This window comes from Flavobacterium agri (genome assembly GCF_013401995.1).
Lineage (GTDB): Bacteria > Bacteroidota > Bacteroidia > Flavobacteriales > Flavobacteriaceae > Flavobacterium > Flavobacterium agri.
In genome coordinates this window covers 227,137-249,083 of record NZ_JACBJI010000002.1, presented here as the reverse complement: position 1 = coordinate 249,083, position 21,947 = coordinate 227,137, and the positions used below count along the sequence as shown (strand labels likewise).

22 protein-coding genes are annotated in these 21,947 nt (G+C 48.6%); 13 read left to right on the top strand and 9 right to left on the bottom strand.

Annotated elements, in window-relative coordinates; all coding sequences use genetic code 11:
- Nucleotides 1-9 precede the first annotated feature (9 nt).
- A complete protein-coding gene (locus tag HZF10_RS05160) occupies nucleotides 10-825 on the top strand; it encodes a mechanosensitive ion channel family protein (RefSeq protein ID WP_176005116.1) in 816 nt (271 codons plus the stop codon).
- An 81-nt stretch (nucleotides 826-906) separates the two neighbouring features.
- Here HZF10_RS05160 and HZF10_RS05155 read toward each other — a convergent pair whose 3' ends face one another.
- The 4 genes from HZF10_RS05155 to HZF10_RS05140 form a co-directional block, all read right to left on the bottom strand.
- Nucleotides 907-2,331: a TolC family protein gene (locus HZF10_RS05155; protein WP_176005115.1), complete on the bottom strand. Its 1,425-nt coding sequence runs from the start codon at nucleotides 2,329-2,331 to the stop codon at nucleotides 907-909.
- Nucleotides 2,331-5,492 carry an efflux RND transporter permease subunit gene (locus tag HZF10_RS05150; protein ID WP_176005114.1) on the bottom strand — a complete coding sequence of 1,054 codons (3,162 nt, stop codon included), beginning with the start codon at nucleotides 5,490-5,492 and terminating at the stop codon, nucleotides 2,331-2,333. Before HZF10_RS05150 ends, HZF10_RS05155 begins: the two co-directional genes overlap by 1 nt.
- A gap of 22 nt (nucleotides 5,493-5,514) precedes the next feature.
- Entirely contained in the window at nucleotides 5,515-6,597 is a 1,083-nt protein-coding gene (locus HZF10_RS05145; protein WP_176005113.1) for an efflux RND transporter periplasmic adaptor subunit, read from the bottom strand.
- A 152-nt stretch (nucleotides 6,598-6,749) separates the two neighbouring features.
- On the bottom strand, nucleotides 6,750-7,148 hold the full coding sequence (locus HZF10_RS05140) for a hypothetical protein (RefSeq protein ID WP_176005112.1): 399 nt from the start codon (nucleotides 7,146-7,148) through the stop codon (nucleotides 6,750-6,752).
- 198 nt (nucleotides 7,149-7,346) lie between these two features.
- Here HZF10_RS05140 and HZF10_RS05135 point away from each other — a divergent pair, with 198 nt between their 5' ends.
- On the top strand, nucleotides 7,347-7,880 hold the full coding sequence (locus HZF10_RS05135) for a hypothetical protein (RefSeq protein WP_176005111.1): 534 nt from the start codon (nucleotides 7,347-7,349) through the stop codon (nucleotides 7,878-7,880).
- A gap of 154 nt (nucleotides 7,881-8,034) precedes the next feature.
- Here HZF10_RS05135 and HZF10_RS05130 read toward each other — a convergent pair whose 3' ends face one another.
- Nucleotides 8,035-8,241, bottom strand: coding sequence for a hypothetical protein (locus tag HZF10_RS05130; protein ID WP_176005110.1), 207 nt, complete (start codon nucleotides 8,239-8,241; stop codon nucleotides 8,035-8,037).
- Between the two features lie 225 nt (nucleotides 8,242-8,466).
- Here HZF10_RS05130 and HZF10_RS05125 point away from each other — a divergent pair, with 225 nt between their 5' ends.
- Nucleotides 8,467-10,506: a M13 family metallopeptidase gene (locus tag HZF10_RS05125; RefSeq protein WP_176005109.1), complete on the top strand. Its 2,040-nt coding sequence runs from the start codon at nucleotides 8,467-8,469 to the stop codon at nucleotides 10,504-10,506.
- 189 nt (nucleotides 10,507-10,695) lie between these two features.
- Here the strand turns inward: HZF10_RS05125 and HZF10_RS05120 are convergent, their stop codons facing one another.
- On the bottom strand, nucleotides 10,696-10,980 hold the full coding sequence (locus tag HZF10_RS05120; RefSeq protein WP_176005108.1) for a hypothetical protein: 285 nt from the start codon (nucleotides 10,978-10,980) through the stop codon (nucleotides 10,696-10,698).
- Nucleotides 10,981-11,174: 194 nt separating this feature from the next.
- On the opposite strand from HZF10_RS05120, the gene HZF10_RS05115 reads away from it, so the two are divergent.
- Entirely contained in the window at nucleotides 11,175-11,474 is a 300-nt protein-coding gene (locus HZF10_RS05115; protein WP_176005107.1) for a hypothetical protein, read from the top strand.
- A 71-nt stretch (nucleotides 11,475-11,545) separates the two neighbouring features.
- Here HZF10_RS05115 and HZF10_RS05110 read toward each other — a convergent pair whose 3' ends face one another.
- Nucleotides 11,546-12,049 carry a lipocalin family protein gene (locus HZF10_RS05110; protein WP_176005106.1) on the bottom strand — a complete coding sequence of 168 codons (504 nt, stop codon included), beginning with the start codon at nucleotides 12,047-12,049 and terminating at the stop codon, nucleotides 11,546-11,548.
- A gap of 632 nt (nucleotides 12,050-12,681) precedes the next feature.
- Here HZF10_RS05110 and HZF10_RS05105 point away from each other — a divergent pair.
- Complete coding sequence (locus HZF10_RS05105; protein WP_176005105.1) at nucleotides 12,682-12,894, top strand: helix-turn-helix domain-containing protein; 213 nt, start codon at nucleotides 12,682-12,684, stop codon at nucleotides 12,892-12,894.
- Nucleotides 12,894-13,616, top strand: a complete 723-nt coding sequence (locus HZF10_RS05100) for a BglII/BstYI family type II restriction endonuclease (RefSeq protein ID WP_176005104.1) — start codon at nucleotides 12,894-12,896, stop codon at nucleotides 13,614-13,616. Before HZF10_RS05105 ends, HZF10_RS05100 begins: the two co-directional genes overlap by 1 nt.
- On the opposite strand, the gene dcm is transcribed toward HZF10_RS05100, so the two are convergent.
- Nucleotides 13,613-14,896, bottom strand: a complete 1,284-nt coding sequence (gene dcm / locus HZF10_RS05095; RefSeq protein WP_176005103.1) for a DNA (cytosine-5-)-methyltransferase — start codon at nucleotides 14,894-14,896, stop codon at nucleotides 13,613-13,615. The two genes, HZF10_RS05100 and dcm, sit on opposite strands and share 4 nt — an antisense overlap.
- Nucleotides 14,897-14,998: 102 nt before the next feature.
- On the opposite strand from dcm, the gene HZF10_RS05090 reads away from it, so the two are divergent.
- The 4 genes from HZF10_RS05090 to HZF10_RS05075 all read left to right on the top strand — a co-directional run bounded on the left by HZF10_RS05090 (nucleotide 14,999) and on the right by HZF10_RS05075 (nucleotide 17,251).
- The gene (locus HZF10_RS05090; RefSeq protein WP_176005102.1) at nucleotides 14,999-15,469 is read left to right on the top strand and encodes a very short patch repair endonuclease; all 471 of its coding nucleotides are present in this window, start codon (nucleotides 14,999-15,001) and stop codon (nucleotides 15,467-15,469) included.
- A 47-nt stretch (nucleotides 15,470-15,516) separates the two neighbouring features.
- Complete coding sequence (locus HZF10_RS05085; RefSeq protein ID WP_176005101.1) at nucleotides 15,517-15,915, top strand: helix-turn-helix domain-containing protein; 399 nt, start codon at nucleotides 15,517-15,519, stop codon at nucleotides 15,913-15,915.
- A gap of 127 nt (nucleotides 15,916-16,042) precedes the next feature.
- A complete protein-coding gene (locus HZF10_RS05080) occupies nucleotides 16,043-16,576 on the top strand; it encodes a helix-turn-helix transcriptional regulator (protein ID WP_176005100.1) in 534 nt (177 codons plus the stop codon).
- A gap of 189 nt (nucleotides 16,577-16,765) precedes the next feature.
- On the top strand, nucleotides 16,766-17,251 hold the full coding sequence (locus HZF10_RS05075) for a hypothetical protein (RefSeq protein WP_176005099.1): 486 nt from the start codon (nucleotides 16,766-16,768) through the stop codon (nucleotides 17,249-17,251).
- Between the two features lie 186 nt (nucleotides 17,252-17,437).
- Here HZF10_RS05075 and HZF10_RS05070 read toward each other — a convergent pair whose 3' ends face one another.
- On the bottom strand, nucleotides 17,438-18,598 hold the full coding sequence (locus HZF10_RS05070) for an MFS transporter (RefSeq protein WP_176005098.1): 1,161 nt from the start codon (nucleotides 18,596-18,598) through the stop codon (nucleotides 17,438-17,440).
- A 216-nt stretch (nucleotides 18,599-18,814) separates the two neighbouring features.
- Between HZF10_RS05070 and HZF10_RS05065 the strand changes: the two genes are divergently transcribed.
- The 3 genes from HZF10_RS05065 (at nucleotide 18,815) to HZF10_RS05055 (ending at nucleotide 21,935) form a co-directional block, all read left to right on the top strand.
- Nucleotides 18,815-20,212 carry an ammonium transporter gene (locus HZF10_RS05065; RefSeq protein WP_176005097.1) on the top strand — a complete coding sequence of 466 codons (1,398 nt, stop codon included), beginning with the start codon at nucleotides 18,815-18,817 and terminating at the stop codon, nucleotides 20,210-20,212.
- 80 nt (nucleotides 20,213-20,292) lie between these two features.
- A complete protein-coding gene (locus HZF10_RS05060) occupies nucleotides 20,293-20,778 on the top strand; it encodes a nuclear transport factor 2 family protein (RefSeq protein ID WP_176005096.1) in 486 nt (161 codons plus the stop codon).
- A gap of 242 nt (nucleotides 20,779-21,020) precedes the next feature.
- Nucleotides 21,021-21,935 (top strand): TolB family protein, encoded by a 915-nt coding sequence (locus HZF10_RS05055; RefSeq protein ID WP_176005095.1) that lies wholly within the window; start codon nucleotides 21,021-21,023, stop codon nucleotides 21,933-21,935.
- The last annotated feature ends 12 nt before the right edge of the window (nucleotides 21,936-21,947 follow it).

Here is a 21,947-nt window from a genome sequence, read left to right as displayed (position 1 = left end):
ATTTTCGCCATGGAAGAATTCTTTAACGACCTTGTCAAAAACATAGAAGGCTATTACAACCAAATCGTAGCCGTGACTCCAAAATTACTGCTCGGACTGGTCGTGATCGTCATCATGTGGCTGATTGCCGCGCGCATCAAGATGTTTGCCGACGTCCGACTCAAAAAACGCATGCACGACCCGTTGCTCGCCACGTTTATCGCCAATCTGGTCAAAGCCGTACTGATCATCATCGGGATTTTCATGATGTTCCGCATCATTGGGCTCACCGCCGTGGCGAGCAGCATTTTGGCCGGAGCCGGAATTTCGGCCTTCGTGATCGGATTCGCGCTTAAAGACATAGGTGAAAACTTCCTCGCGGGGATTTTACTCGCGTTCAAGCGTCCGTTTACGGTTGGCGATATCATCGAAAGCAACGGTGTGCGCGGAAAAGTCATGGCGCTCAATCTGCGTGACACCCAAATCAAAAGCGACGGGAAAGACATTTACATCCCGAATGCGCTACTCGTCAAGAACACACTGATCAACTTTAACCGAGGCGGTTACCTGTTGCAGGATTTCACATTCGGACTTGAATACGGTTCCGATTACCGCGCCTGTATAGACTTGGTGAAACAAATCCTCAACGACGAAAAAGACGTGGTCTCCGAAGGAAAGAACAGCATCGTCGTGCTGTCGGGCATCGTCGCGACGGCACCTCAGGTCAACGTGCGTTATTGGGTCAAAACCGACAGTTTGTCTACCGACGGGCGCGTACGTTCCGAAGTGCTCATCAAAGTCTTCACCGCGCTTAAGGAAAACGGCTTCGTGCTCAAAAAAGAATGAACTTGTTTAGACTTTTCCGATCGGCTCTATGCGTTCAATAAAAAAGAGCCGGCAAAAACCGGCTCTCCGTTCAGGATTCGCTTACTTCCAACCGCCTCCTAAATCCCTATACACATTCACGACAGCATTCATTTGCGCTTTTTTGGTTTCGATAAGCTCCATTTTGGCCTCGAGCGCATCGCGTTGTGTGAGCAAAACTTCCAAATAGTCGGCCCTTGCGGATTTGAACAAATCGTTCGAAACGTCAATGGAACGCGTCAAGGCCGCCACTTGTTTCGTTTTCAAATCAAAGCTCTTGTCGAGGTTTCCGATGTTCGAAAGCTGGTTCGCCGTTTCCACATACGCGTTGAGGATCGTCCTTTCGTAATTGTACAAAGCCTGGACCTGGCGCGCGTTGGCGTTCGCATATTCAGCCTTGATCGCATTTCGGTTGACCACGGGAGCGACCAGATCGCCCACAACGTTATAGAGCAACGATTCCGGCAAGGTGAACAGATACGAAGGTTTGAACGCCTGGAACCCGATGGCAGCCGAAATATCGAAAGAAGGATAAAACTCCGCCCTTGCCACTTTCACGTCGAGTTTCGAAGCGGCCAATTCGAGTTCGGCTTGCTTGATATCGGGACGGTTCGCGAGCAATTGGGACGGGATTCCCGCGTTGACCAAAGCCGGCGCCAAATCGATGATGTTGGTCTTCGTACGCGTGATTTCCTGAGGATAGCGGCCGAGCAGGAAGTTGATTTTGTTCTCGGTTTCCTTGATCTGCTGCAGGATTTCGTACTCGAGGCTTTGGGATTTGAGGACCTCGGCGTTGAACTTTTGCACGGCGAGTTCCGTGGCGCGCGCGGCTTCTTTCTGGACCTTGACGATCTCGTATCCGTTTTTCTGGATTTCGATGTTCTGGCGCACGATTTCCAATTGGCTGTCCAAAGCAATCAACTCGTAATACGAATTGGCGACTTCGGCAATCAGGTTCGTCATCACAAAATTCTTGCCTTCGACAGACGACAAATAGCGCTGTACTTGCGCCTTTTTAGAGTTCCGAAGTTTTTTCCAGACATCGACTTCCCAGTTCGCGACGGCTGCAATCGTGAAATCGGCAAGCGGATCGGGCACTTCCTCTCCCGGACGGATTTCGGTAGAGGCGTCGCCCGCACCTTGGCTCGTGTAACGCCCGACTTTCTCGATTCCGGCTCCGGCTCTAAGCCCGACCGAAGGCAGATACGCCCCTTTCTTGATGCGCACCTCATTTTTGGCGATCTCGATTTCCTGTAGCGTGATGTTGAGCTCCTGGTTGTTCTGGATCGCGACGTCGATAAGTTGCTGCAGGTTCGGATCGGTGAAGAATTGACGCCATTTCACCGAGGCGCTGTTGATGGTGTCCTTGTTCGACGCGAAGGTTTCGGGCATCGGCTTTGGCTCGTTGGAAGTCGCCGCGGAAGGCACTTTACAACCCACGACGCTCAATGCGGCCGCAGCGACTATGATATATTTTGTTGCTTTCATCAGTTCTCGATTTGTTCGGTTAGAGGGCTTTCTTCTTCATTCTTGACAAATTGGGTCTTGGCGGCGATTTTTCCGAAGATGTAATACAATCCCGGAATGATCACGACACCGAATACGGTCCCGAAAAGCATACCGCCAGCGGCGGCCGTACCGATTGTCCTGTTCCCCACCGCACCCGGACCTGAAGCCAGGCACAACGGGATCAAACCGGCAATAAACGCGAACGAGGTCATCAGGATCGGACGGAAACGCACCGCAGCGCCTTCCATGGCCGCTTCGAGGACGGTCGCGCCTTCGGAGTGTTTCTGTACCGCGAATTCGACGATCAATACCGCGTTCTTACCCAAAAGTCCGATAAGCATGACCATTGCGATTTGGGCGTAGATGTTATTTTCCAATCCTGTCAATTGCAATAGGAAGAACGCTCCGAAAATCCCGATCGGAAGCGAAAGGATTACCGCAAACGGCAGCACGAAGCTTTCGTATTGGGCCGAAAGGATCAAATACACGAATCCGAGACAGATCAGGAAAATCCAAATCGCCTGGTTTCCTTGAGCAACCTGGTCCTTCGAAATACCGGCCCAGTCGATTCCGTAGCCACGAGGCAGTGTCTTGGCTGCGACCTCGTTGATTACGTTGATGGCTTGCTGGCTCGAATAACCCGGCGCAGGCGAACCCGAGATCTCGGAAGCCGTGTACATGTTCTGGCGCGTGATTTCGCTCAATCCATAGACTTTGTCCATGCGCATGAAGGCGGAAAACGGTACCATTTCATCTCTGTCGTTCTTGACGTACAATTTCAGGATGTCGCTTGGCAACGCGCGGTAATTTGGCGCGGCTTGCACGATGACTTTGTAAGCGCGACCAAACTTAATGAACGAGATCTCATAATTCGATCCGACCAAAGTCGAAAGCGTGTTCATCGCGTTGTCGATCGAAACGCCTTTCTGTTGGGCGATGTCGTTGTCGACGTGCAACATATATTGCGGAAAACTCGCGCTGAAGAAACTGAACACCGACTGTAATTCTTTTCTGGACTTCAATTCCTTCAGGAAATCGTTGCTGACCTGTTCCATTTTCTTGTAATCATTTGTGCCCGTTTTGTCGAGCAGACGAAGTTCGAAACCACCTGCGGCACCATAACCCGGAACGGCCGGCGGCTGGAAAAATTCGATTTGCGCACCCGCGATGTCTTTGGATTTCTCTTCGAGCTCTTCGATGATCTCGCGTGCGTTTTCCTTGCGTTCGTTCCAATCCTTGAGGTTGATGAGACAGGTTCCGGAGTTCGCTCCGGTTCCTTCGGTCAGGATTTCGTAACCCGCCAAAGACGAAACCGAAGACACGCCATCGATTCCTTCGCAAATCTTCTGCAAGTGCTGCGAAATTTGGTTGGTGCGCTCGAGGGACGAACCCGGCGGCGTCTGGATCACGGCATAAATCATTCCTTGGTCTTCACCTGGGATGAAGCCGGTAGGAACGCTTCCGCTCAGGAAATACGTGAGTACGCAGAAAACGCCGAGCACGCCGAACGTCACCACGCGGCGGCTCACGATTTTGCGCAAGATGTTGTCGTATTTGCCCGCCATGTTGTTAAAACCACGATTGAAACCATCGAGGAATTTGTCGATAGGCGTTTTCTTTTTGGCGTGGCCGTGGTTGTTTTTGAGGATCATCGCACACAAAGCCGGTGTCAAGGTCAAGGCGACGATACCGGAAAGGATGATCGCGGTAGCCATCGTGATCGAGAACTGTCGGTAGAAAATCCCGACCGGACCTGACATGAACGCCACTGGAATGAACACCGCCGCCATCAAGAACGTAATCGCGATGATCGCACCTGCGATTTCCTTCATCGCTTTTTGGGTGGCCTTTCGCGGTTTGAGGTGTTCCTCTTCCATCTTGGCGTGAACGGCCTCAATCACGACGATCGCGTCATCGACTACAACTCCGATTGCCAGGACCAAGGCGAACAGTGTGATCAGGTTGATCGTGATTCCGAAGAATTGCATGAAGAAAAACGTCCCGATAAGCGAAACCGGAACCGCCAAGGCCGGAATGATCGTCGAACGCCAGTCACCAAGGAACAGGAAAACCACGAGACCGACGAGGATGAACGCTTCGACCAACGTGTGCAAAACCTTGTCGATGGATGCGTCGAGGAATTTGGAAACGTCGTACGAAATCTCGTAATCCATGCCTTTCGGGAACGAGTTGCCCTTGATCTCGGCGAGTTTGGCCTTCACGTCCTCGATGACTTGTTGGGCGTTGCTTCCGTAGGATTGTTTCAGGACGATTGCCGCTGACGGTTTTCCGTTAAGATTCGAGTAGATATCGTACATCGAACTTCCGAATTCGATATCGGCCACGTCTTTAAGGCGCAGGATCTCACCATCGGGAGTGGAGCGCAAAACCACGTTCTGGTATTGCTCTTTCGTTGTAAATCGGCCCGAATATTTCAATACATACTCGAAAGACTGGGAACGCTTACCCGAACTTTCGCCCGTTTTTCCAGGCGACGCTTCGAGACTTTGGGAGGACAGGGCTTCCATGACTTCCTCGGCCGAAATCTTGTAGGCAAGCATGCGGTCAGGTTTGAGCCAGATGCGCATCGCGTATTCGCGGTTACCCAAGATGTCGGCATAACCCACGCCATCAACGCGCTTCAACTCGGGAAGGATGTTGATGTCGGCGTAGTTGAACAGGAACTTCTGGTCGGTGTTCTTGTCGGTCGAATACAAGTTGACGTACATCAACATGTTCGATTCCTCACGGGTGATCTTCACGCCTTCGCGGATGACGAGCGGCGGAAGTTTGTTCGTGACCGAAGCCACGCGGTTTTGCACGTTAAGCGACGCCACGTTCGGGTCTGTACCGAGGTTGAAGACGACCTGGATCGTTCCTTCGCCGTCGTTACCCGCGTCGGACGCCATGTATTTCATTCCCGGAACGCCGTTGATCGCGCGTTCCAATGGAATAATTGCCGATTTGATCAGCAATTCGTTGTTCGCGCCCGGATATTCCACGGTCACATTCACCTTTGGAGGCGAAATCGACGGGAATTGGGTAACGGGCAATTGTATGAGTGCCAATACGCCCAAAAACACGATGATGAGCGAGATGACAATAGACAGCACTGGTCGCTGTATGAACCTGTTAAACATGATCGGAGATTTTGGTGTTAGACTATTCTGCGTAAAGCTTCAAGTGGGCGATCACGTCTTTCGGATCTTTGAAATCGTAGGCAATCTTTTGATCGTCACGCGCTTTCTGGACGCCGTCGAGCAGGATTTTGTCGGTGGCTTTGATGCCTTTGGTCACGACGTACAAATCGGCAAGGTCGCCTTTGACCTCAACTTCGCGCGAAAGAATCTTGTTGTCGCTTCCGACCACGAAAACATACTTTTTGTCCTGGATTTCGTAGGTCGCTTTTGACGGAATGATCAGCGCATCTTTAACCGGGAAAGTCATCTGGATTTTACCCGTTTCGCCGTTTCTCAACAGTTTGTCGGGATTCGGGAATTTGGCGCGGAAGGCGATGTTTCCGGTCTCGTTGTCGAATTCTCCTTCAATAACTTCTACCGAGCCTTTGTACTTGAGCGGTTCTCCGTTGGCAAGCATCAACGTGACTTTGGAATCGCCCCTGTCCTTGATTTTGGTCATGTAATCGATGTATTCCGGTTCGGAAACGTTGAAGTAGGCGAACATTTCGGTGTTGTCGGAAAGGCTTGTGAGCAATTCGCCTTCGTCGATTAGACTTCCGAGTTTTTTCGGTATCCTGTCGATCGTTCCTGAAAACGGCGCGCGGATTTCGGTGAACCCGAGGTGCAATTTCGCGAGCGCCATTTCGGCTCTTGCCTGATCGAGTTTGGCCTGGGCCACTTTTTGCTCGTTGCGCGAAATGACGTTTTTGTCGGCAAGGACTTTAGTGTTTTGCAGCTCGACTTCGGCGGCTCGCGCTTCGGCTTCGGCTTTAGAGAACTCGGCCTGGTACATTTTGGGCATGATGCGGAAAAGCACTTGACCGGCTTGGACGAATTGGCCTTCATCGACAAAAATCTTCTCGAGGAACCCTTTTTCCTGACTCCTGATCTCGATGTTGCGCACCGAACGGATCTGGGACACGTATTCCTTGGTGAAAGCCGTGTCGATCACGACGGGATTGGTAACGGTGAATTTGCCGGCTTCTTCTTTCGCTTCAGTCTTCGAAGAACAGCTGGCAAGGCTCAAAAAGGCTGCAAAGCCCGCGAGCATGACAATTTTTTTCATGATAATGTGATGGCGTTTGAATGGATTAATTCAAAAATGTTGGAAGTAAATTTTTGCAGAAAATACCATCAGCCGCCAGATTGTCTGGAGCGTGCATCAAAACACAGGTACACATCCGCCAGAGCAAATCTGGTGAGACCGATGTGTACGGATCAAATCCTCAGAACCCTGTGGATAATGTAAATCGGGGAAGAATAGCCGTGATAAGGCGCGAATGCCTTAAAGCCGTTTGAAGAAAAATTAGAAAAATATCGACCGGCGATAGAAAGAAACCAGTCTTGAGGTAAAATAAAGTCGTGGTGAAGGAACGCTTGTGCGTCGTCTCCCGAAAAATCGTCGTTGAGATCGTCGCTGCCGTTGTGTTCTTCTTCGTCAAGATCGGCGTTTTCGTCTACGGAAGTGCCGAAATCTGGATTGACATATTTGGAATGGTGGTTTTTGTCTACACTTTGCGAATAGCTGATCTTGTGCTGCACCTTTTGGTCCAACACATAGTGATTCCCTTTAAGGAAGAAGGAAAACAGGTAGACTAAGAAAAACGCTATTCTCATTTCGAGGCCAAAAGTAAGTAAAGAATACAATCGGAAATGAAAAATTCAGATAGCGTTAACATCTTTTATCAACTATAACGTTTTCAGTTGAACATCAATTATTTATGACGCCACAATGCAATATCGAGGCTAGAAAGAGGCCTCTTTTTTGTTTGGCACGCGCGAATGTTTTATAACTTTATGAAAAAATCGATACCGATGAAACGCATCTTCCTTCTATTGGCCGCCGTTTGCCTTGTCTCGTGCAAGCAAGGAAAAACCGAAACTCCGGGCGCGCAACCTTTTTTCCTGTTCGATAAAGTGATCCATTACCACAAGGATATTTCGCAGGCCGAAATGGACAGCCTCGATTCGAAACCCGATAAGTCGCGAATGGATCTGGGGCTCATGCAAATCGTGACCGGAAACGTGCCTACAAGTCCGAGAGACACACTTTTCGTGCAGAATATGGATATCCTCAAATTCTCGAAAAAGGAACTCGACGCTTCTTTAAATATGAAACTTTCGGAAATTTTTTCACAAAAGGAAACCAAAGGAACGAACTCCGAAACCAATTGCCGTCCCATTTATAAAGACGTTTTAGTGTTTCGCCAGAAAGGAAAAGTCGTAGGTGTGGCCAAAATCAGTTTCGATTGTAAAAAGCAGCAAATGGTAGGTATTCGCTACACGCCCAAAGATTTTGGGAAGGCGGGCGAGTATGAGGAATTGCAGAAGGTTTTGAGCGCGAATTGATTTGTTGAACTTCAAAGGTTTTATGCGCTGCGCTCCGACGTTTCGGGACGGCTAAACCTCAAAGGTTTTCAAAACCTTTGAGGTTTGTAAAAGAACCGGACATAAAAAAAATCCCCGCCAAAACGACGGGGATATTTTTTTGGGCTTGATCGTCTTACTTGGCAGGAGCTGCCGCTGTAGTATCTGCCGGAGCAGCCGCTGTAGTATCTGCCGGTGGCGGTGGCGGCGGAGCAGTTGTCGTGTCTACTGCTACGCTGTCTACGGCCGCACCGTCTGCAGCACCTTCTTTTCCTTTGCAGGAAGCAAGAGTGGCGGTAACTACCAAAGCCAACGCCATAAGATTAAGGAAACGTTTTTTCATAACTGGTCTTTGATTTAAAGTTCGTCTAAATATAAAAAAAATATAATGCGTTGATTGACATGACCTTAATTTATTGTGCAAAAAGTTTCGACAATTTGTTAATTGTTTCGAGGGAATGCACGCATCGGGACGCTTTTTTGTAACAATCGAAAACGTTTTTGTACTAATCGCTGTTTCAATTCGCTAAATTTGGCGTCCTTACATGCAATCATTAACCAACTTGATATGACCAACAAAACATTGATCCGCATCCCCATTTTGACGGGAGCGGTGTTATTGTCGCTCGCGTCTTGCCAATCGGACAAGAAAGAAGAGCTCGCTTCGGGCATTTTGCTCAAAAACATGGATACGCTCGTCAAACCGGGCAACGACTTCGACGCCTACGTGAACGGCGCGTGGATGAAGAACAACAAAATTCCGGCCGACAAAGCGTCGTACGGTGTAGCCGAAATCCTCGACGACGAGGCACAGGAAAACGTGAAGAAAATCATCGAAGAGTCGGCCAAAGGCGACTTTTCGGATGGATCGAACGAACAGAAAATCGGCGATTTCTACAACTCCTACATGGATCAGAAAACCCGCGATTCCAAAGGTATCACGCCGTTGAAGCCGGAATTGGCGGCCATCGACGAGATTAAGACCTACGACGATCTCGCGGCATATTTCGGAAAAGCGAACGCAAACGGAACGACTACTCCTTTTGCCGTTGGCGTCACCGAGGATTTCAAGGATCCGACGAAATACATGCTGTACACCTGGCAAAGCGGAATTGGGCTTCCTGAAAGGGAATACTACTTCCTGACCGACGCCAAATCGGTGGAAATCCGCAATAAATACGTGGCGCACATCGCGGCCATGCTCAAATTCATCGGTGATGAGAAAGCCGACGAGAACGCCAAAAAAATCATGGCACTCGAAACGGCGATCGCTTCCAAGCACATGACCAAAGAGCTTACACGCGACGTGACCAAGATGTACAATCCGCAGGAAATCGCGAACCTCAAGACGATCATGCCGAACTTCAATTGGACGGCCATGCTCGAGAACGCGAAAATCAAAGGGCAGAAAACCATTATTTTCCCTCAGGTCGAATTCATGAAAGCCATCGACGGCATCATCAAGACCACGCCGATCGACACCTGGAAAACCTGGTTGAAGTGGAACACGATCCACGATGCGGCTACGGTATTGACTGCCGAAATCGACAAGGAAAACTTCAACTTCTACGGAAAAACCCTTAACGGAACCGAGAAACAGCGCGAGCAATGGCGTCGTGGCGTCGGTGCGGTAAACAACAATCTGGGTGAGATCGTAGGTGAGGTTTACGTGAAGAAGCACTTCTCTCCGGAAGCCAAGAAACGAATGGAAGAATTGGTTCAGAACCTTCTGAAAGCCTATGAGGAAAGCATCAAGGAATTGACCTGGATGACGCCGGAAACCAAAAAACAAGCGCTCGAGAAGCTGTCGAAATTCACGCCTAAAGTCGGATATCCCGACAAGTGGAGAGATTATTCATCCTTGAAAGTCGTCAAAGGTGACCTTTACGGAAACATGGAGCGTTCGACCGAATTTGAATACAACCGCCAAATCTCGAAACTAGGCAAAAAAGTGGACCGCTCGGAATGGGGCATGACGCCTCAAACGGTGAACGCTTACTACAACCCGTCTTTGAACGAGATCGTGTTCCCGGCCGCGATCCTGCAACCGCCTTTCTTTGATTTGAATGCGGACGACGCGGTGAATTACGGTTCTATCGGAGCGGTTATCGGGCACGAGATCGGACACGGTTTCGACGACCAGGGAAGCTCATTCGACGGAGACGGCGTATTGCGCAACTGGTGGACCGAAAAAGACCACGCGGCGTTCAAGGAAAGAACAGGTGCTTTGGTGAACCAATACAACGAATTCAAGGTTTTCCCGGATCTAACCGTGAACGGAGCGTTTACTTTGGGTGAGAACATCGGCGATTTGGGCGGCGTTACGATCGCATATCGCGCATACCAGATCAGCCTTAAAGGAAAACCGTCTCCCAAAATGGACGGGTTCACGGGTGAACAGCGTTTCTTTATCGGTTATGCGCAATCTTGGTTGAGCTTGCAGCGCGAAGAATCGTTGCGTAACCAAGTGGCTTCCGACCCGCATTCGCCGGCTCATTTCCGCGTGAACGGAATCGTGCGCAACATTCCCGAGTTCTATAAAGCGTTCGACGTGAAACCGGGCGACAGTTTGTATTTGGCTCCCGAAAAGCGTGTGAAAATTTGGTAAGAGGAAAAATTCCAAATTCCAAATTCCAAATTCCAAATTCCAATCGTTATTTGGAAGATGATTTAAAATAGACAATCCCGGTTACTTGATGTAATCGGGATTTTTGTTTGGGGTTATTTGGAGATTCCGACGAAGGAGGAATCTAGTCCGATGCGTTTTGGCCGAGATTCCTCCTCCGTCGGAATCAACCTACATCGCAAAGTTCACGATCGCGATCATCGTATTGAACATAAGGCTCGCGATCAGGAAGTTGTAGATCGTACGCGGGCTTTGCTGTGAAAGGATGCTGCCGTTGAATCCGATGGCGGCCACGACGACAAAGAAAAGCTGTGCCATCTGCGCGAATGACGTACCGTTTTGCAGCACGGCCATCGCGGCGATTCCGCCCATAATACTTGAAACGAGTACGCCCATGGTGATGCTGGCGAAGAAACTGCTCTCGAACTTGTGGAAATATCTGTCGTAAGTGCTCATGACGTTTGATTTAGAATTACAAGTCAAAATTACCTCCGCGTTTCGGGCCGTCATATGACATTTATCATGTTGGGATAAAATGTTTTAGCAGATATTTGGGAAAGGCGTTTGGGGGAAAGTGGTAAATTGGAGTGACTGAGTAGGGAAACGCTTTTTCAAGCGATATCCAAATCAAGAATTCAACAACTACGACCATGACCGACAAGTACAAACACATACTCGACTCACTGATCGCCGAGGGTTTTCACCAAATCACCGAGAAGAGCAAGCACGGACACGATTTCGATTTCAAGATCACGCCGTATTCGCTGAACACGAAATTGAGTTTCCGGTTCGACAGCCTCGACCATTTCGTCGAATTTTTGAAACGGACCGACGCGTATAACGAAAAAAGAGCCGAAGTACTCAACGCGACCTTTATAGAGTTGGGGTTGAAACCGTACGAATTCTTCTACGTCAACTTTTTCAAGCAAGGCAAAGAGGTCGAAATGTAAACGCTTTCGCACCACAAAAAAATCCGGACATGACATCCGGATTTTTTATTGGGCAATTGGTATCGAGGAAATTAATCTATCGTAAAAACGGTGGTGACGTCGCCTTGCGCGGTTTCAGGATCGCCGGTTTCGTGGTCGATGCGCGGATAATCGGCCTGAGGCAAAATCCGGCTCATGGTTTGGTCTTCCTGCGAGAACGTGAACTGCATCGGCTGTCCCGAATGAGGCGTCGCGATGATCACGTTGCCGTTGCGCGTCCAATTCCCGGTCGTGGTTCTCGAATGGCAATCGGTCTCGGAACCGGCGACGACAAGCTGGTTGTGGCGAAGCCGATATGTGCCGTCCGAATTGAACGTGAGGAACGACGGATGGTAACAATCGGATTCGTGTATCAAATTCGAAGACGATTGGCCGTTCTGGTCGATGTCGACAGCTTCGGGAACGATGTATCCGGTGAGTTTAAAGGTGGCAACGATGTCCTGATTTGGATTGACCGTTGCCGGAGAATCGTCGCAATCTTCGCAAGACAAGATACCGACCGATAAAATAATAGCAGTAAGTAAAGGTGCTTTCATGATTGTGTGGTTTGTAGTGTCAAGTTAAAATCGGGTTGAAAATGGTGGTTTATAGGATTTCTACTTTTTGATGTATAATTTTAATGTTGGTTTTTCTTTTGGTTGAAGAGTTTAAAGTTTGTGTAGTATGTAACCTGCAGGTGACCTTCTTTTGTCTTGAAACAAAAGAAGCAAAAATTCAAGGCTCGCATAAAATCGGCTAAAAATCCGGCCCATTGCCTAAAAAGAATAAACTCGCTGCGCTCAAACAGTATTCTTTTCTTTACGGCAATGGGCTGGATTTTCTTTACGCCGATTTTATGATGCCTCGGGAGTTTGGAAGTGTTTATTGACATTTTGCTTGCGCGCTGCGCAAAATGTGTGCCCGGTGGAACCGCCTGGGTTCGAGCGAATCCTCTTCGACCGCGCATTACAACAGACACGCGACGTTTGTCGGACGTGAAACAGACTGCTAAACGGATTTTTCGTGGTTTCGGTGCTACCTAATTCGGGAATCGAGATCCCGACACCTCAGTGGGATTATTGGATGGATATTTAATCCCTCTAATTAGAGGGAATTTTTTTAAAACACAATTAGAAGGCGGACTATACCCCGTTGTATTATAATCGACGATCCATCAATTTTATCCGATATGGAATTGAACGACATCGTTGGCTCTCGAATCAAGGCATTGCGCCTTGAAAAGAAGATTTCCCAAGAAACTTTGGCAGGACTTGCCGATATCGACCGCACTTATATGCAGAGTATCGAGAAAGGGCAACGCAATATATCTATAGATATGTTGCGGAAACTCGCAAAAGCTTTGGGTACGACCATGTCCGCGATTCTTCAAGATATCGATTGATGGAATATATAGCACATTCTTTTCGACATGCTGGAGTAATCCTGCATGAACCTGACTTCGTCGACCAGTTTTATGAACTGACAGGCGTCATAGATAGCATATCGGATGAGGACATAATACTTATGCATTCCTCTTATGGCGCAAAAAGTGTGGAAGGCATTCCGAAAAGCCTTTCGCGAGCGATAAACCAGTTATTACGCGAAAGATTCGTCGCGGAAGGCTGGCGGGAGGAATCGGAAATATTCCAGAATCCGAAATATCAAGGCGACACATGGCGTCTTGACTTCGCGAAAGGAGACATTTCTGTCGAAGTCGCGTTCAACCATGGTTCGGTGGTGGCGTGGAATCTTTTGAAACCTGTATTGGCCAGCGAATTGAATCATGTCCAGAAAGCAATCCAAACAAAAATTGGTGTGGTCATTACCGCCACGGAAGCCCTAAAAAGACTAGGAGGCTTCGATGGTGCCGTAGGAACTTATGAAAAGTATTTGGAATATCTACCCCCGTTGAATAATGTACTGACAGTACCGTTGTTCATTATCGGACTATTGCCGCCAAAGACATTTAAAATAGGCCATCATCAACACGCGGATAGGAAGAAAATAGGAAACATAGTGATGGAGGTCGGTTATGAGAATCCGTTTCTTAAAAAACTGGAAGAGACAACTATTCTAAAAACACAAGACCCAAACTCCAGCCCACAATATGACACCCAACTTTAACGGTCGATCTCTTCCGCTAAAACCTCGGCCACACGTTCGATGATTCCAACGACAAGTGCATTGCCCATCAAAAAAGCACGTTTCGCGTCCGCAACACCTTCCAACTCCGTGTGGTTGTCAGGAAACATGTTAAGCCTCTCAAGCTCGATCGGCAACAATCGTCGTAACCCTTTTTTGGTAGTGATCACATGTTTAAATCTTGATGGCGATTTGCCGCCTTCACCTGTAATGATTGTCCTTGAAGGTTCGTCTAAAGGATCAGGGAAAACCATTCCCCCTTCAGAATAATTATATTCGAATCCCGTACTACTTTTCCGTATCTCCTTTTTCGCTCCTTTCAGGTATGTCCATTTGTCGCGGTCGGCTTCGTCTATGAAATATTCTTCAGGAACTTCAGATTCATTTACTAAGACGCTTCTCAATGCGGCCTTTTCTCCTTCATAACTAGGGATGGCTTTGGCAGTATAAATATGCCCGTCAAACATGATTCCTGAGTTAAGAAAGGGTGATACTTTCATACCTTTTCCAAAATCATCACTTACTTCCTTCAAATCCCCTTTGATATCAAATGGCTGAGCGAACTTCAAATCACTATCGACAGGAAAAGATTTTGCCATTATTCCTTCTTCCCTAATCCATTCCTCGGCGGAAGCTTTTTTCATCCTTTTATAAAGATCCGACGTTTTATGGAACCCGAGGAAAAATATCCTTCTCCTTCTTTGAGGAAATCCGTAATCCGCTGCGTTTACGACCCGCCACTCCACGGCGTAACCCAATTCGTCCAAGCCTTTCAACATGACGGCAAAATCACGTCCACGTTGATTACTTGGGGACTTGAGCAGACGATCTACATTTTCCAGGAAAAGATATTTCGGCTTTTTTTTCTTTTCATTCAATATGCGGTGTATCGACCACCACAGTACCCCTTTTTTTCCCAAAAGTCCTTTGGAGTTCTTTAAAGTCGTGGCCACCGAATAATCCTGACATGGAAAGCCACCGACCAGCATATCATGATCAGGGATATCCTTGACATCCACATCCTCGATGCTGACGTTAGAATGGTTCCCGGATCCGAATTTATTCTCGTATATTCTGGAAGCGTGTTGAGTCGTCGTGGATGGCTCCCATTGGTTGCTCCATACGACGCCATAAGCTTGCTTTTCTAATTTTTTGTTGACTCTTTCCAAGCCAACCCTGAACCCGCCGACTCCGGCGAATAGCTCAATCGTTTTTATCATGTCTAAGGGGAAAGTACTTGAGGCAAATATAGGCAATGACATAGCAATCGGACAATGTTTCTTCTAAATCCGATTTTGTTAAAATCACGACACCCGCATATTCATTAATCCATTTGGGTGTAACTTTAAAATAAATGATGATTGATGGACAAATTCTCCAAGGAAAAACGGAGTCAACTGATGTCGAAGATAAGAGGGAAAGAAACCAAAGAGGAGATTCTTTTGGCCAAAACCCTTTGGCATCGCGGCCATCGATACCGAAAAAACAACCGGAAAATCAAAGGTACCCCTGACCTGACTTTCAAAAAATACAAACTCGCCATTTTCGTCGATGGAGAATTCTGGCACGGCCACAACTGGCAGGAACGAAAAGGAAAAATCAAATCGAATGCCGAATTTTGGGAAAAGAAAATCGAGCGGAATATCCAACGCGATCTGGAAGTCAATGCCTACCTTGCTTCCAAAGGCTGGACCGTCCTCCGTTTCTGGTCCACCAAAATCAAAAAAAACCTAGACGAAGTAATCTCTACAATCGAACAGACTATAGTTTCCATCCGTACTAAAAAATACAAAGCCAACAATAACAATTCCGATTTATTAGCGGCTGAACCATAACCATAAAATTGTATTTTTGGAATATAACTTTCTACACCAAAATCATTATGGAAACCCCAACCAAACACATCGGCCGCAAAATATCCCGCATCCGCGAACTCCGTAACATGAAGCAGGAATATCTTGCGCAGGAACTAGGAATCAGCCAACAATCGGTTTCCAATATCGAAAACAGTGAGTCGGTCGATGAAGAACGATTGCGTCAAATCGCCGAAGTGTTAGGTGTGACTTCAGAAGCCATCAAAAACTTTTCTGAAGAAGCGATCTTCAATATAATCGGGAACACGTACCACGATAATTCATCTTCCCTAAATTATAACTGCACCTTCAACCCCCTCGACGAACTCCTCAAATCCCACGAAGAAAACAAACAGCTCTACGAACGCCTCCTACAAGCCGAGCGCGAAAAAGCAACCCTCTACGAAAACCTCTACAAGAGCAAATGATACACCACCCTCCACCCCGGAGGGTTTTTTTAGCTCCAATCATATCTTGAGGCAAAAAAAATTCTTGTAAAAAATTCTGCCTCAAATCTGAGGCATTTTTTTATCTTCAAGAAAAATTTGCCTCAAAATGAATACTGCTACCTATGTCAGAACCCAACTGAACTTGTCCCAACAGGAAATGTCGACATTATTGAATATATCCCGCAGCCATTATTCCATGATCGAGCTGGGGCGGCGCGATCTCCATTTGGCAGGCCAGCAGCTGTTAGCCGAACTGTTGGTGTTTTCAAAAGGAGCAGTAACGATAACCAAAAAAACGCCTAAAGCTTCCGACCACTCCCAACTCCGCAACCACCTCCAAAACGAACTACTCGAAAACGACTACCAGCGCGCACTTGCCTCACGGCAAATCGCGTCCCTTAAAGAAAAACAGGAAACCGCGCTGCGCCGTTCACAACTGGCCGCTTTCCTGCAGCAACGCAACGCAGGTAAGCCCGAAGTCCTACAACGCAATCTTGACGCATGGATAAACAAGATGTCCAAAACATCAACCAAAGACACCGATACCGAACTTCCGAAACTCGAACTGCGTCTTGAACTCCTCGAACTCGAAGAAAAATTCCTGCGATCGAAGCTGGATTCTCCCAATTCAAGACCATAAATCAAACTCGCGCAAACACCATTGGCAGCCGTTCGGAAATTTTGCCGGATATCCACGTCAATCCCACTGAAATCCACTGCTCAATTCACGAATCGCATGTGTCCATTCGCGAATGAGAATAGCTTCATTCGCGAATGGCGCCCACAACTTTTTGTTTCGGTTGCGGTACGCCGATAGTTTCGCCTTGCGATGATTCGGGATGGCGCCGTCCCGGAATCGCGAAACTCCAGTATTAACCAAAACATTCGAATCATGAATTATTCAGTACAGAACCTGGCCACGATCGCCGACTGCAACGTGTTGCTGTCTATGGCGGCCAAAGAGAAAGCCGACCTCGATTTCAAGAAGCTTACCGATGAACGCCTTACCTCGCGTTTTACCGAGGCGTCCCTTCAGTTGTCCGCCGATTTGCAGGGCGTGATCGCCGAACTGTCGGCTACGGAAACGATCATCGCAGCCCTGCCCGACGGACCGTCCAAGGAAGACGCGATGGACCGCAAGACCCGATTGGAATACAAGAAGTTCCTCATCGAGACGCGTATGGAAAGCTACGGCACCGTGGCCCTGCTCGTAAAAGAAATGGATTTGCGCCGCATCCTCCGCGAGTTGGAAGAAGTGGACGTGTTCATCGAAGCCGTGACGGCCCGGATGGGGCAGCTGTCTCCGGAAAGTTGACGGCAAAGATTTCGAAAGCGGGTTCAGGCCCGCTTTTTTTTGTGCCGTGGACGATTTAGACCCCGAAAAGCCGTCCGCGCAAAGCGATGGCAAAGGGTAGTCAAAGCGTAGGATACTTGTAGTCTAAGGCATGAAAAAGATTAGGTCACGAACGTGAACGTCCGCCCATCATAAAAGGCGGTTTCCTTATGCCTGGGATGCGACGATCCTTGCACGCTTCAGGAACGCGATCACGACCCCGGCCCCGACCAAACTCATCACCACACCAACCAAATTCGGGAATTCATACCCGTATCCGAAAACGAGCGGCAATCCGCCCAGGAAAGCCCCGAGCGCGTTTCCGATGTTGAAACTCGCCTGGATCGCCGCCGACGCCAACATCTCGGCTCCTTTGGCCGTCTGTATCATCAGCATTTGTATGGGTGCGGCCATCGCGAAAGCCGTACATCCCGTCAGGAAGACAAGGAAAAGCGAAACGTATTGATTTTCCGAGAACAGGAAGACCGATACCAACACCGCGGCCATCACGACTTGCAAGCCCAAAACCGCTTTGGCAGGTGAAAACGCGTCGGCGAGACGACCACCGATCACGTTGCCGAGCACCATTCCCAATCCGGCGAGGATCAAAATATACGGAACGGATTCAGCCGAAAAATGCGATACGTTCGTAAGCAAAGGCGCAATGTAACTGATCCAACAGAACAACCCTCCGAAACCGATGGCCGTGATCAACACAATCAGCCACGCTTCTACTTTGCCGAAGAATTTCAGTTGGGTCCTGATGTTTTCGCTTTCCGTTTTCGTAAGGTTCGGCATCAGCAAGTACATCGAAAGCAACGTGAGGAACCCGATCACCGAAATGATCACGAACGTGTATCGCCAATCGAGGTGATGGCCGATGTACGTTCCGATCGGTACGCCGATCACGTTGGCGATCGTGAGTCCGGCGAACATGATCGAAACCGCCTGGGCTTCTTTTCCCTTGTCGGCCAGACGGCTCGCGACGACCGCACCTACTCCGAAAAACGCCCCGTGAGGCAATCCGGAAAGCAGACGCGTCAAAACCAAAAACTCATAATTGGGTGCAATGATCGAAAGGCCGTTCAAAAAAGCCAGCGCGAACGAAAGCCACAACAGCATTTTCTTAGGCGGGAAATTACGTCCGAGAATGACCAATACTGGCGCGCCGATCACGACACCAAGCGCGTAGGCCGAAATCAAATGGCCCGCTTCGGGAATCGAAATCGACAGATCGGACGCGATATCGGGCAACAAACCCATGATCACAAATTCGGTAATTCCTATGGTGAGGCCGCCCAACATAAGCGGCAATAGACTTTTTTTCATGATTTTTCAGCGAAAAGAAGATGCAAATTTACGTCCCGCATTTCGTTCGGGCATACATTTTCGCTTCTTAAGGACGAATTGAATTCATCAGCAACAAATCAAAAATCATAATAAATATTTTATACCCCTATTTTTTATAATGCTTTAATCTTAATAACTTTATTTTTTTATATTTTTACCCCTGTATAAATAGGGGTTGATTTTAAATAAATTGAAATGAAAAAGCTAGAGAAACGTTGGATCATCTCCTTCCTGCTGATAACGATCGTCGCCATCGCCGGACTTTTTTGGCCCGAATCGCGCGAAAACGCTAAAACCGCCTCACAATTCGGAACGCTTGAACAGATCAACGTTGCCGATGTCGCGTGGTTGCTCGGCGCTTCGAGCATGGTGCTTTTCATGACGCCCGGGCTTTCGTTTTTCTATGGCGGGATGGTCGGCAAGAAAAACGTAATCTCGACTATGCTGCAAAGTTTCATATGCCTTGGCGTAGTAACCTTGCTATGGGTCGTGGTCGGATTCAGCCTTTCGTTCGGCGACCCTATCGGCTTTACGATCGACGGGAAATTCTACAGCTTCCTCGGCGATCCGACTTCGTTCGCGTTTATGGACAACGTCGGGGTTTTACCGCACAAGGTCATGGCCTCGACCGTGCCGTTCATGCTTTTCGCGTTGTTCCAGATGAAATTCGCCGTGATTACACCCGCGATCATCACCGGATCGTTCGCCGAACGCGTGCGCTTCATTTCGTTCATGCTGTTCATTTGCCTGTTCATCCTTTTCATCTATGCGCCGCTTTGCCACTCGGTCTGGCACCCGAACGGGATTCTGGCGACCTATTTCGGCGTCAAGGATTTCGCCGGAGGAACGGTCGTACACATGAGTGCCGGATTCGCCGCACTTGCCGGAGCGATTATGCTCGGAAAACGCAAAAACGCAAAACACATCCCAACGAACATCCCGTTTGTATTGCTCGGAACCGGAATGCTGTGGTTCGGTTGGTTCGGATTCAACGCCGGATCGGCACTTGCCGCGAACGGAACTGCCGCTATGGCTTTCGGGACGACGACTTCGGCATCGGCTGCAGCCATGCTCACCTGGATTTTCTTCGAACGATTGAACGGACGCAAGGTTTCGGCTTTGGGCGCTTGCGTGGGCGCGGTCGTAGGATTGGTCGCGATCACGCCTGCCGCCGGATTCGTCACGATTCCGCAAAGCATCTTCTTCGGATTCATCACGGCCATCGTTTCCAATAAAGTTTTGACGTCGAAAATCATGCAGAAAATAGACGATACGCTCGACGTTTTCGCGTGCCATGGCGTCGGCGGCATCATGGGTATGATCCTGACCGCGATTTTCGCCCAAGGAGAGAACGCGAGCCTGCTTCACGGCGGATGGAACGTTTTCGGGCATCACATGATGGCGCTCGTGCTCGTATCGGTTTTCACTTTTGCAGGCGCTTGGATTTTGTTCAAAGTGACCAACTATTTCATCCCGTTGCGCGTTTCCGAAGACTCTGAACATCTCGGGCTCGACCTTTCGCAGCACGACGAGACCATCGATCCGTCTAAACCCGAAAAACCTCTAGGTATATTGAACCTCATGCAATCTTAATAACTAGACAACTGTTGCAAACTCCCGCTTTCGATCTCGGCGGGAGTTTTTTTATGTAATTTAGTTGAAAATCGACAACCATGAAATACGTTTATTTTCTACTTCTTTTCGTTTCGGCATCGGTGTTTTCGCAAAAATCAGACATCGACAAAATACTCAACGATTGGCACAAAGCCGCTGCCGACGGGAATTTCAACGGCTACTTCGGTGCTTTTACGAGCGATGCGATCTTCATCGGGACCGAAGCTGCCGAAAACTGGAACATGGAACAGTTCAAAGCGTTTTCCAAACCGTATTTCGACAAAGGGAAAGCGTGGGATTTCAAGCCCGTCGAACGCCACATCTATTTAAGCGCCGACGGCAAAATGGCATGGTTCGACGAATTGCTCGACACCTGGATGAAAATCTGCCGCGGTTCGGGCGTCTTGGTCAAAGAAAACGACAAGTGGAAAATCAAGCATTATGTGTTGTCGATGACCATTCCGAACGACGACGTGGACGGTGTCATCAAAATCATAAGCAAAAACGAAGACGCGTACCTCGAGAAACTCAAACAGAAGAAATGATCGGGTCTTTCGTTTAGAAAATCGATGTTTTGGCGTGCCGGCAGCGCGGAACATTTGCGTTTACGGGAAGTCGCTGCAGCGCTGCCGTCGGGCTGCCCGCTTCTATCTTTTGGTGCCTCTCCCGACGTTTCGGGAGCGCTCGCCACCAAAAGTATATCCGCTTGCATCCCTCACGCGACTCACGTTCGAGAACGCAAATCAGGAATACAAAGCACATCCATCATCCGCAAAAAAGATCCGATATGGCACGATACACCTTACTTTTCGCTACCGCTTTCCTGCTTTTGAATTCGTGTTCGACATCAAACAAAAGCGTCACAAACCCGAACGAAGTCCAAAAAATACTGTTCACAAGCAAACGCGACGGCAACTTCGAGGTATATACGATGCATTCCGACAGCACGAACGTCAAACGACTCACCGACAACCCCAAAACCGATTATGCGCAAAACTGGTCGCCCGACGCGAAACACATCCTGTTCTACAGCGACAGGACGGGCAATGACGAAATCTGGAGAATGGACGCCGACGGTTCGAATACCGTAAACCTCACGAACAATACTGCAAACGAACGCAACGCAGCCTATTCACCAGATGGAAAAACGATCGTTTTCACCTCAGACCGCGACGGTAAAACCGACGACTTGTACCTCATGGATTCCAACGGCGGCAACGTTTCCCGGTTGACCCACAACAAAAGCTATTGCGAAAGCCCGGTCTGGACGCGAGACGGCAAGCATATCATTTTTACGCTCGAGCTGCCGAAAACCGCGACTTCAAAAGCCAACGGAGAACTTTTCATCATCGACAGCAACGGCCAAAACCAGAGGCAACTCACGCGCAAGGAAGGTTTCGATTCGGGAGCCGCGGTGTCGCCCGACGGAAAACGAATCGCGTTCTACGGCCGCTCCGACAAAGGCTTTACCGATATTTTCACCATGAACAGCGACGCGAGCGAAATGCAGAACATCACCAACGACGAAATCGAAGATTATTCGCCGTCGTGGTCGCCTGACGGCCGTTTCATTTCGTTCACTTCGGGAAACGCCTCGAATTACGACGTTTGGAAAATAGACGTGATTACCAGGCAAAAGTTTCGGCTCACGACGCATCCGAAAAGAGACGAATCGCCGATTTATATGCCTTCGAAAAAATAAAAAAACGCCCTT

What these genes read in the sequence shown, in the direction of transcription:
- HZF10_RS05160 (WP_176005116.1), top strand. Translation starts at nt 10, where the DNA reads ATGGAAGAATTCTTTAACGACCTTGTCAAAAACATAGAAGGCTATTAC.
- HZF10_RS05155 (WP_176005115.1), bottom strand. Translation starts at nt 2,331, where the DNA reads ATGAAAGCAACAAAATATATCATAGTCGCTGCGGCCGCATTGAGCGTC.
- HZF10_RS05150 (WP_176005114.1), bottom strand. Translation starts at nt 5,492, where the DNA reads ATGTTTAACAGGTTCATACAGCGACCAGTGCTGTCTATTGTCATCTCG.
- HZF10_RS05145 (WP_176005113.1), bottom strand. Translation starts at nt 6,597, where the DNA reads ATGAAAAAAATTGTCATGCTCGCGGGCTTTGCAGCCTTTTTGAGCCTT.
- HZF10_RS05140 (WP_176005112.1), bottom strand. Translation starts at nt 7,148, where the DNA reads ATGAGAATAGCGTTTTTCTTAGTCTACCTGTTTTCCTTCTTCCTTAAA.
- HZF10_RS05135 (WP_176005111.1), top strand. Translation starts at nt 7,347, where the DNA reads ATGAAACGCATCTTCCTTCTATTGGCCGCCGTTTGCCTTGTCTCGTGC.
- HZF10_RS05130 (WP_176005110.1), bottom strand. Translation starts at nt 8,241, where the DNA reads ATGAAAAAACGTTTCCTTAATCTTATGGCGTTGGCTTTGGTAGTTACC.
- HZF10_RS05125 (WP_176005109.1), top strand. Translation starts at nt 8,467, where the DNA reads ATGACCAACAAAACATTGATCCGCATCCCCATTTTGACGGGAGCGGTG.
- HZF10_RS05120 (WP_176005108.1), bottom strand. Translation starts at nt 10,980, where the DNA reads ATGAGCACTTACGACAGATATTTCCACAAGTTCGAGAGCAGTTTCTTC.
- HZF10_RS05115 (WP_176005107.1), top strand. Translation starts at nt 11,175, where the DNA reads ATGACCGACAAGTACAAACACATACTCGACTCACTGATCGCCGAGGGT.
- HZF10_RS05110 (WP_176005106.1), bottom strand. Translation starts at nt 12,049, where the DNA reads ATGAAAGCACCTTTACTTACTGCTATTATTTTATCGGTCGGTATCTTG.
- HZF10_RS05105 (WP_176005105.1), top strand. Translation starts at nt 12,682, where the DNA reads ATGGAATTGAACGACATCGTTGGCTCTCGAATCAAGGCATTGCGCCTT.
- HZF10_RS05100 (WP_176005104.1), top strand. Translation starts at nt 12,894, where the DNA reads ATGGAATATATAGCACATTCTTTTCGACATGCTGGAGTAATCCTGCAT.
- dcm (WP_176005103.1), bottom strand. Translation starts at nt 14,896, where the DNA reads ATGTCATTGCCTATATTTGCCTCAAGTACTTTCCCCTTAGACATGATA.
- HZF10_RS05090 (WP_176005102.1), top strand. Translation starts at nt 14,999, where the DNA reads ATGGACAAATTCTCCAAGGAAAAACGGAGTCAACTGATGTCGAAGATA.
- HZF10_RS05085 (WP_176005101.1), top strand. Translation starts at nt 15,517, where the DNA reads ATGGAAACCCCAACCAAACACATCGGCCGCAAAATATCCCGCATCCGC.
- HZF10_RS05080 (WP_176005100.1), top strand. Translation starts at nt 16,043, where the DNA reads ATGAATACTGCTACCTATGTCAGAACCCAACTGAACTTGTCCCAACAG.
- HZF10_RS05075 (WP_176005099.1), top strand. Translation starts at nt 16,766, where the DNA reads ATGATTCGGGATGGCGCCGTCCCGGAATCGCGAAACTCCAGTATTAAC.
- HZF10_RS05070 (WP_176005098.1), bottom strand. Translation starts at nt 18,598, where the DNA reads ATGAAAAAAAGTCTATTGCCGCTTATGTTGGGCGGCCTCACCATAGGA.
- HZF10_RS05065 (WP_176005097.1), top strand. Translation starts at nt 18,815, where the DNA reads ATGAAAAAGCTAGAGAAACGTTGGATCATCTCCTTCCTGCTGATAACG.
- HZF10_RS05060 (WP_176005096.1), top strand. Translation starts at nt 20,293, where the DNA reads ATGAAATACGTTTATTTTCTACTTCTTTTCGTTTCGGCATCGGTGTTT.
- HZF10_RS05055 (WP_176005095.1), top strand. Translation starts at nt 21,021, where the DNA reads ATGGCACGATACACCTTACTTTTCGCTACCGCTTTCCTGCTTTTGAAT.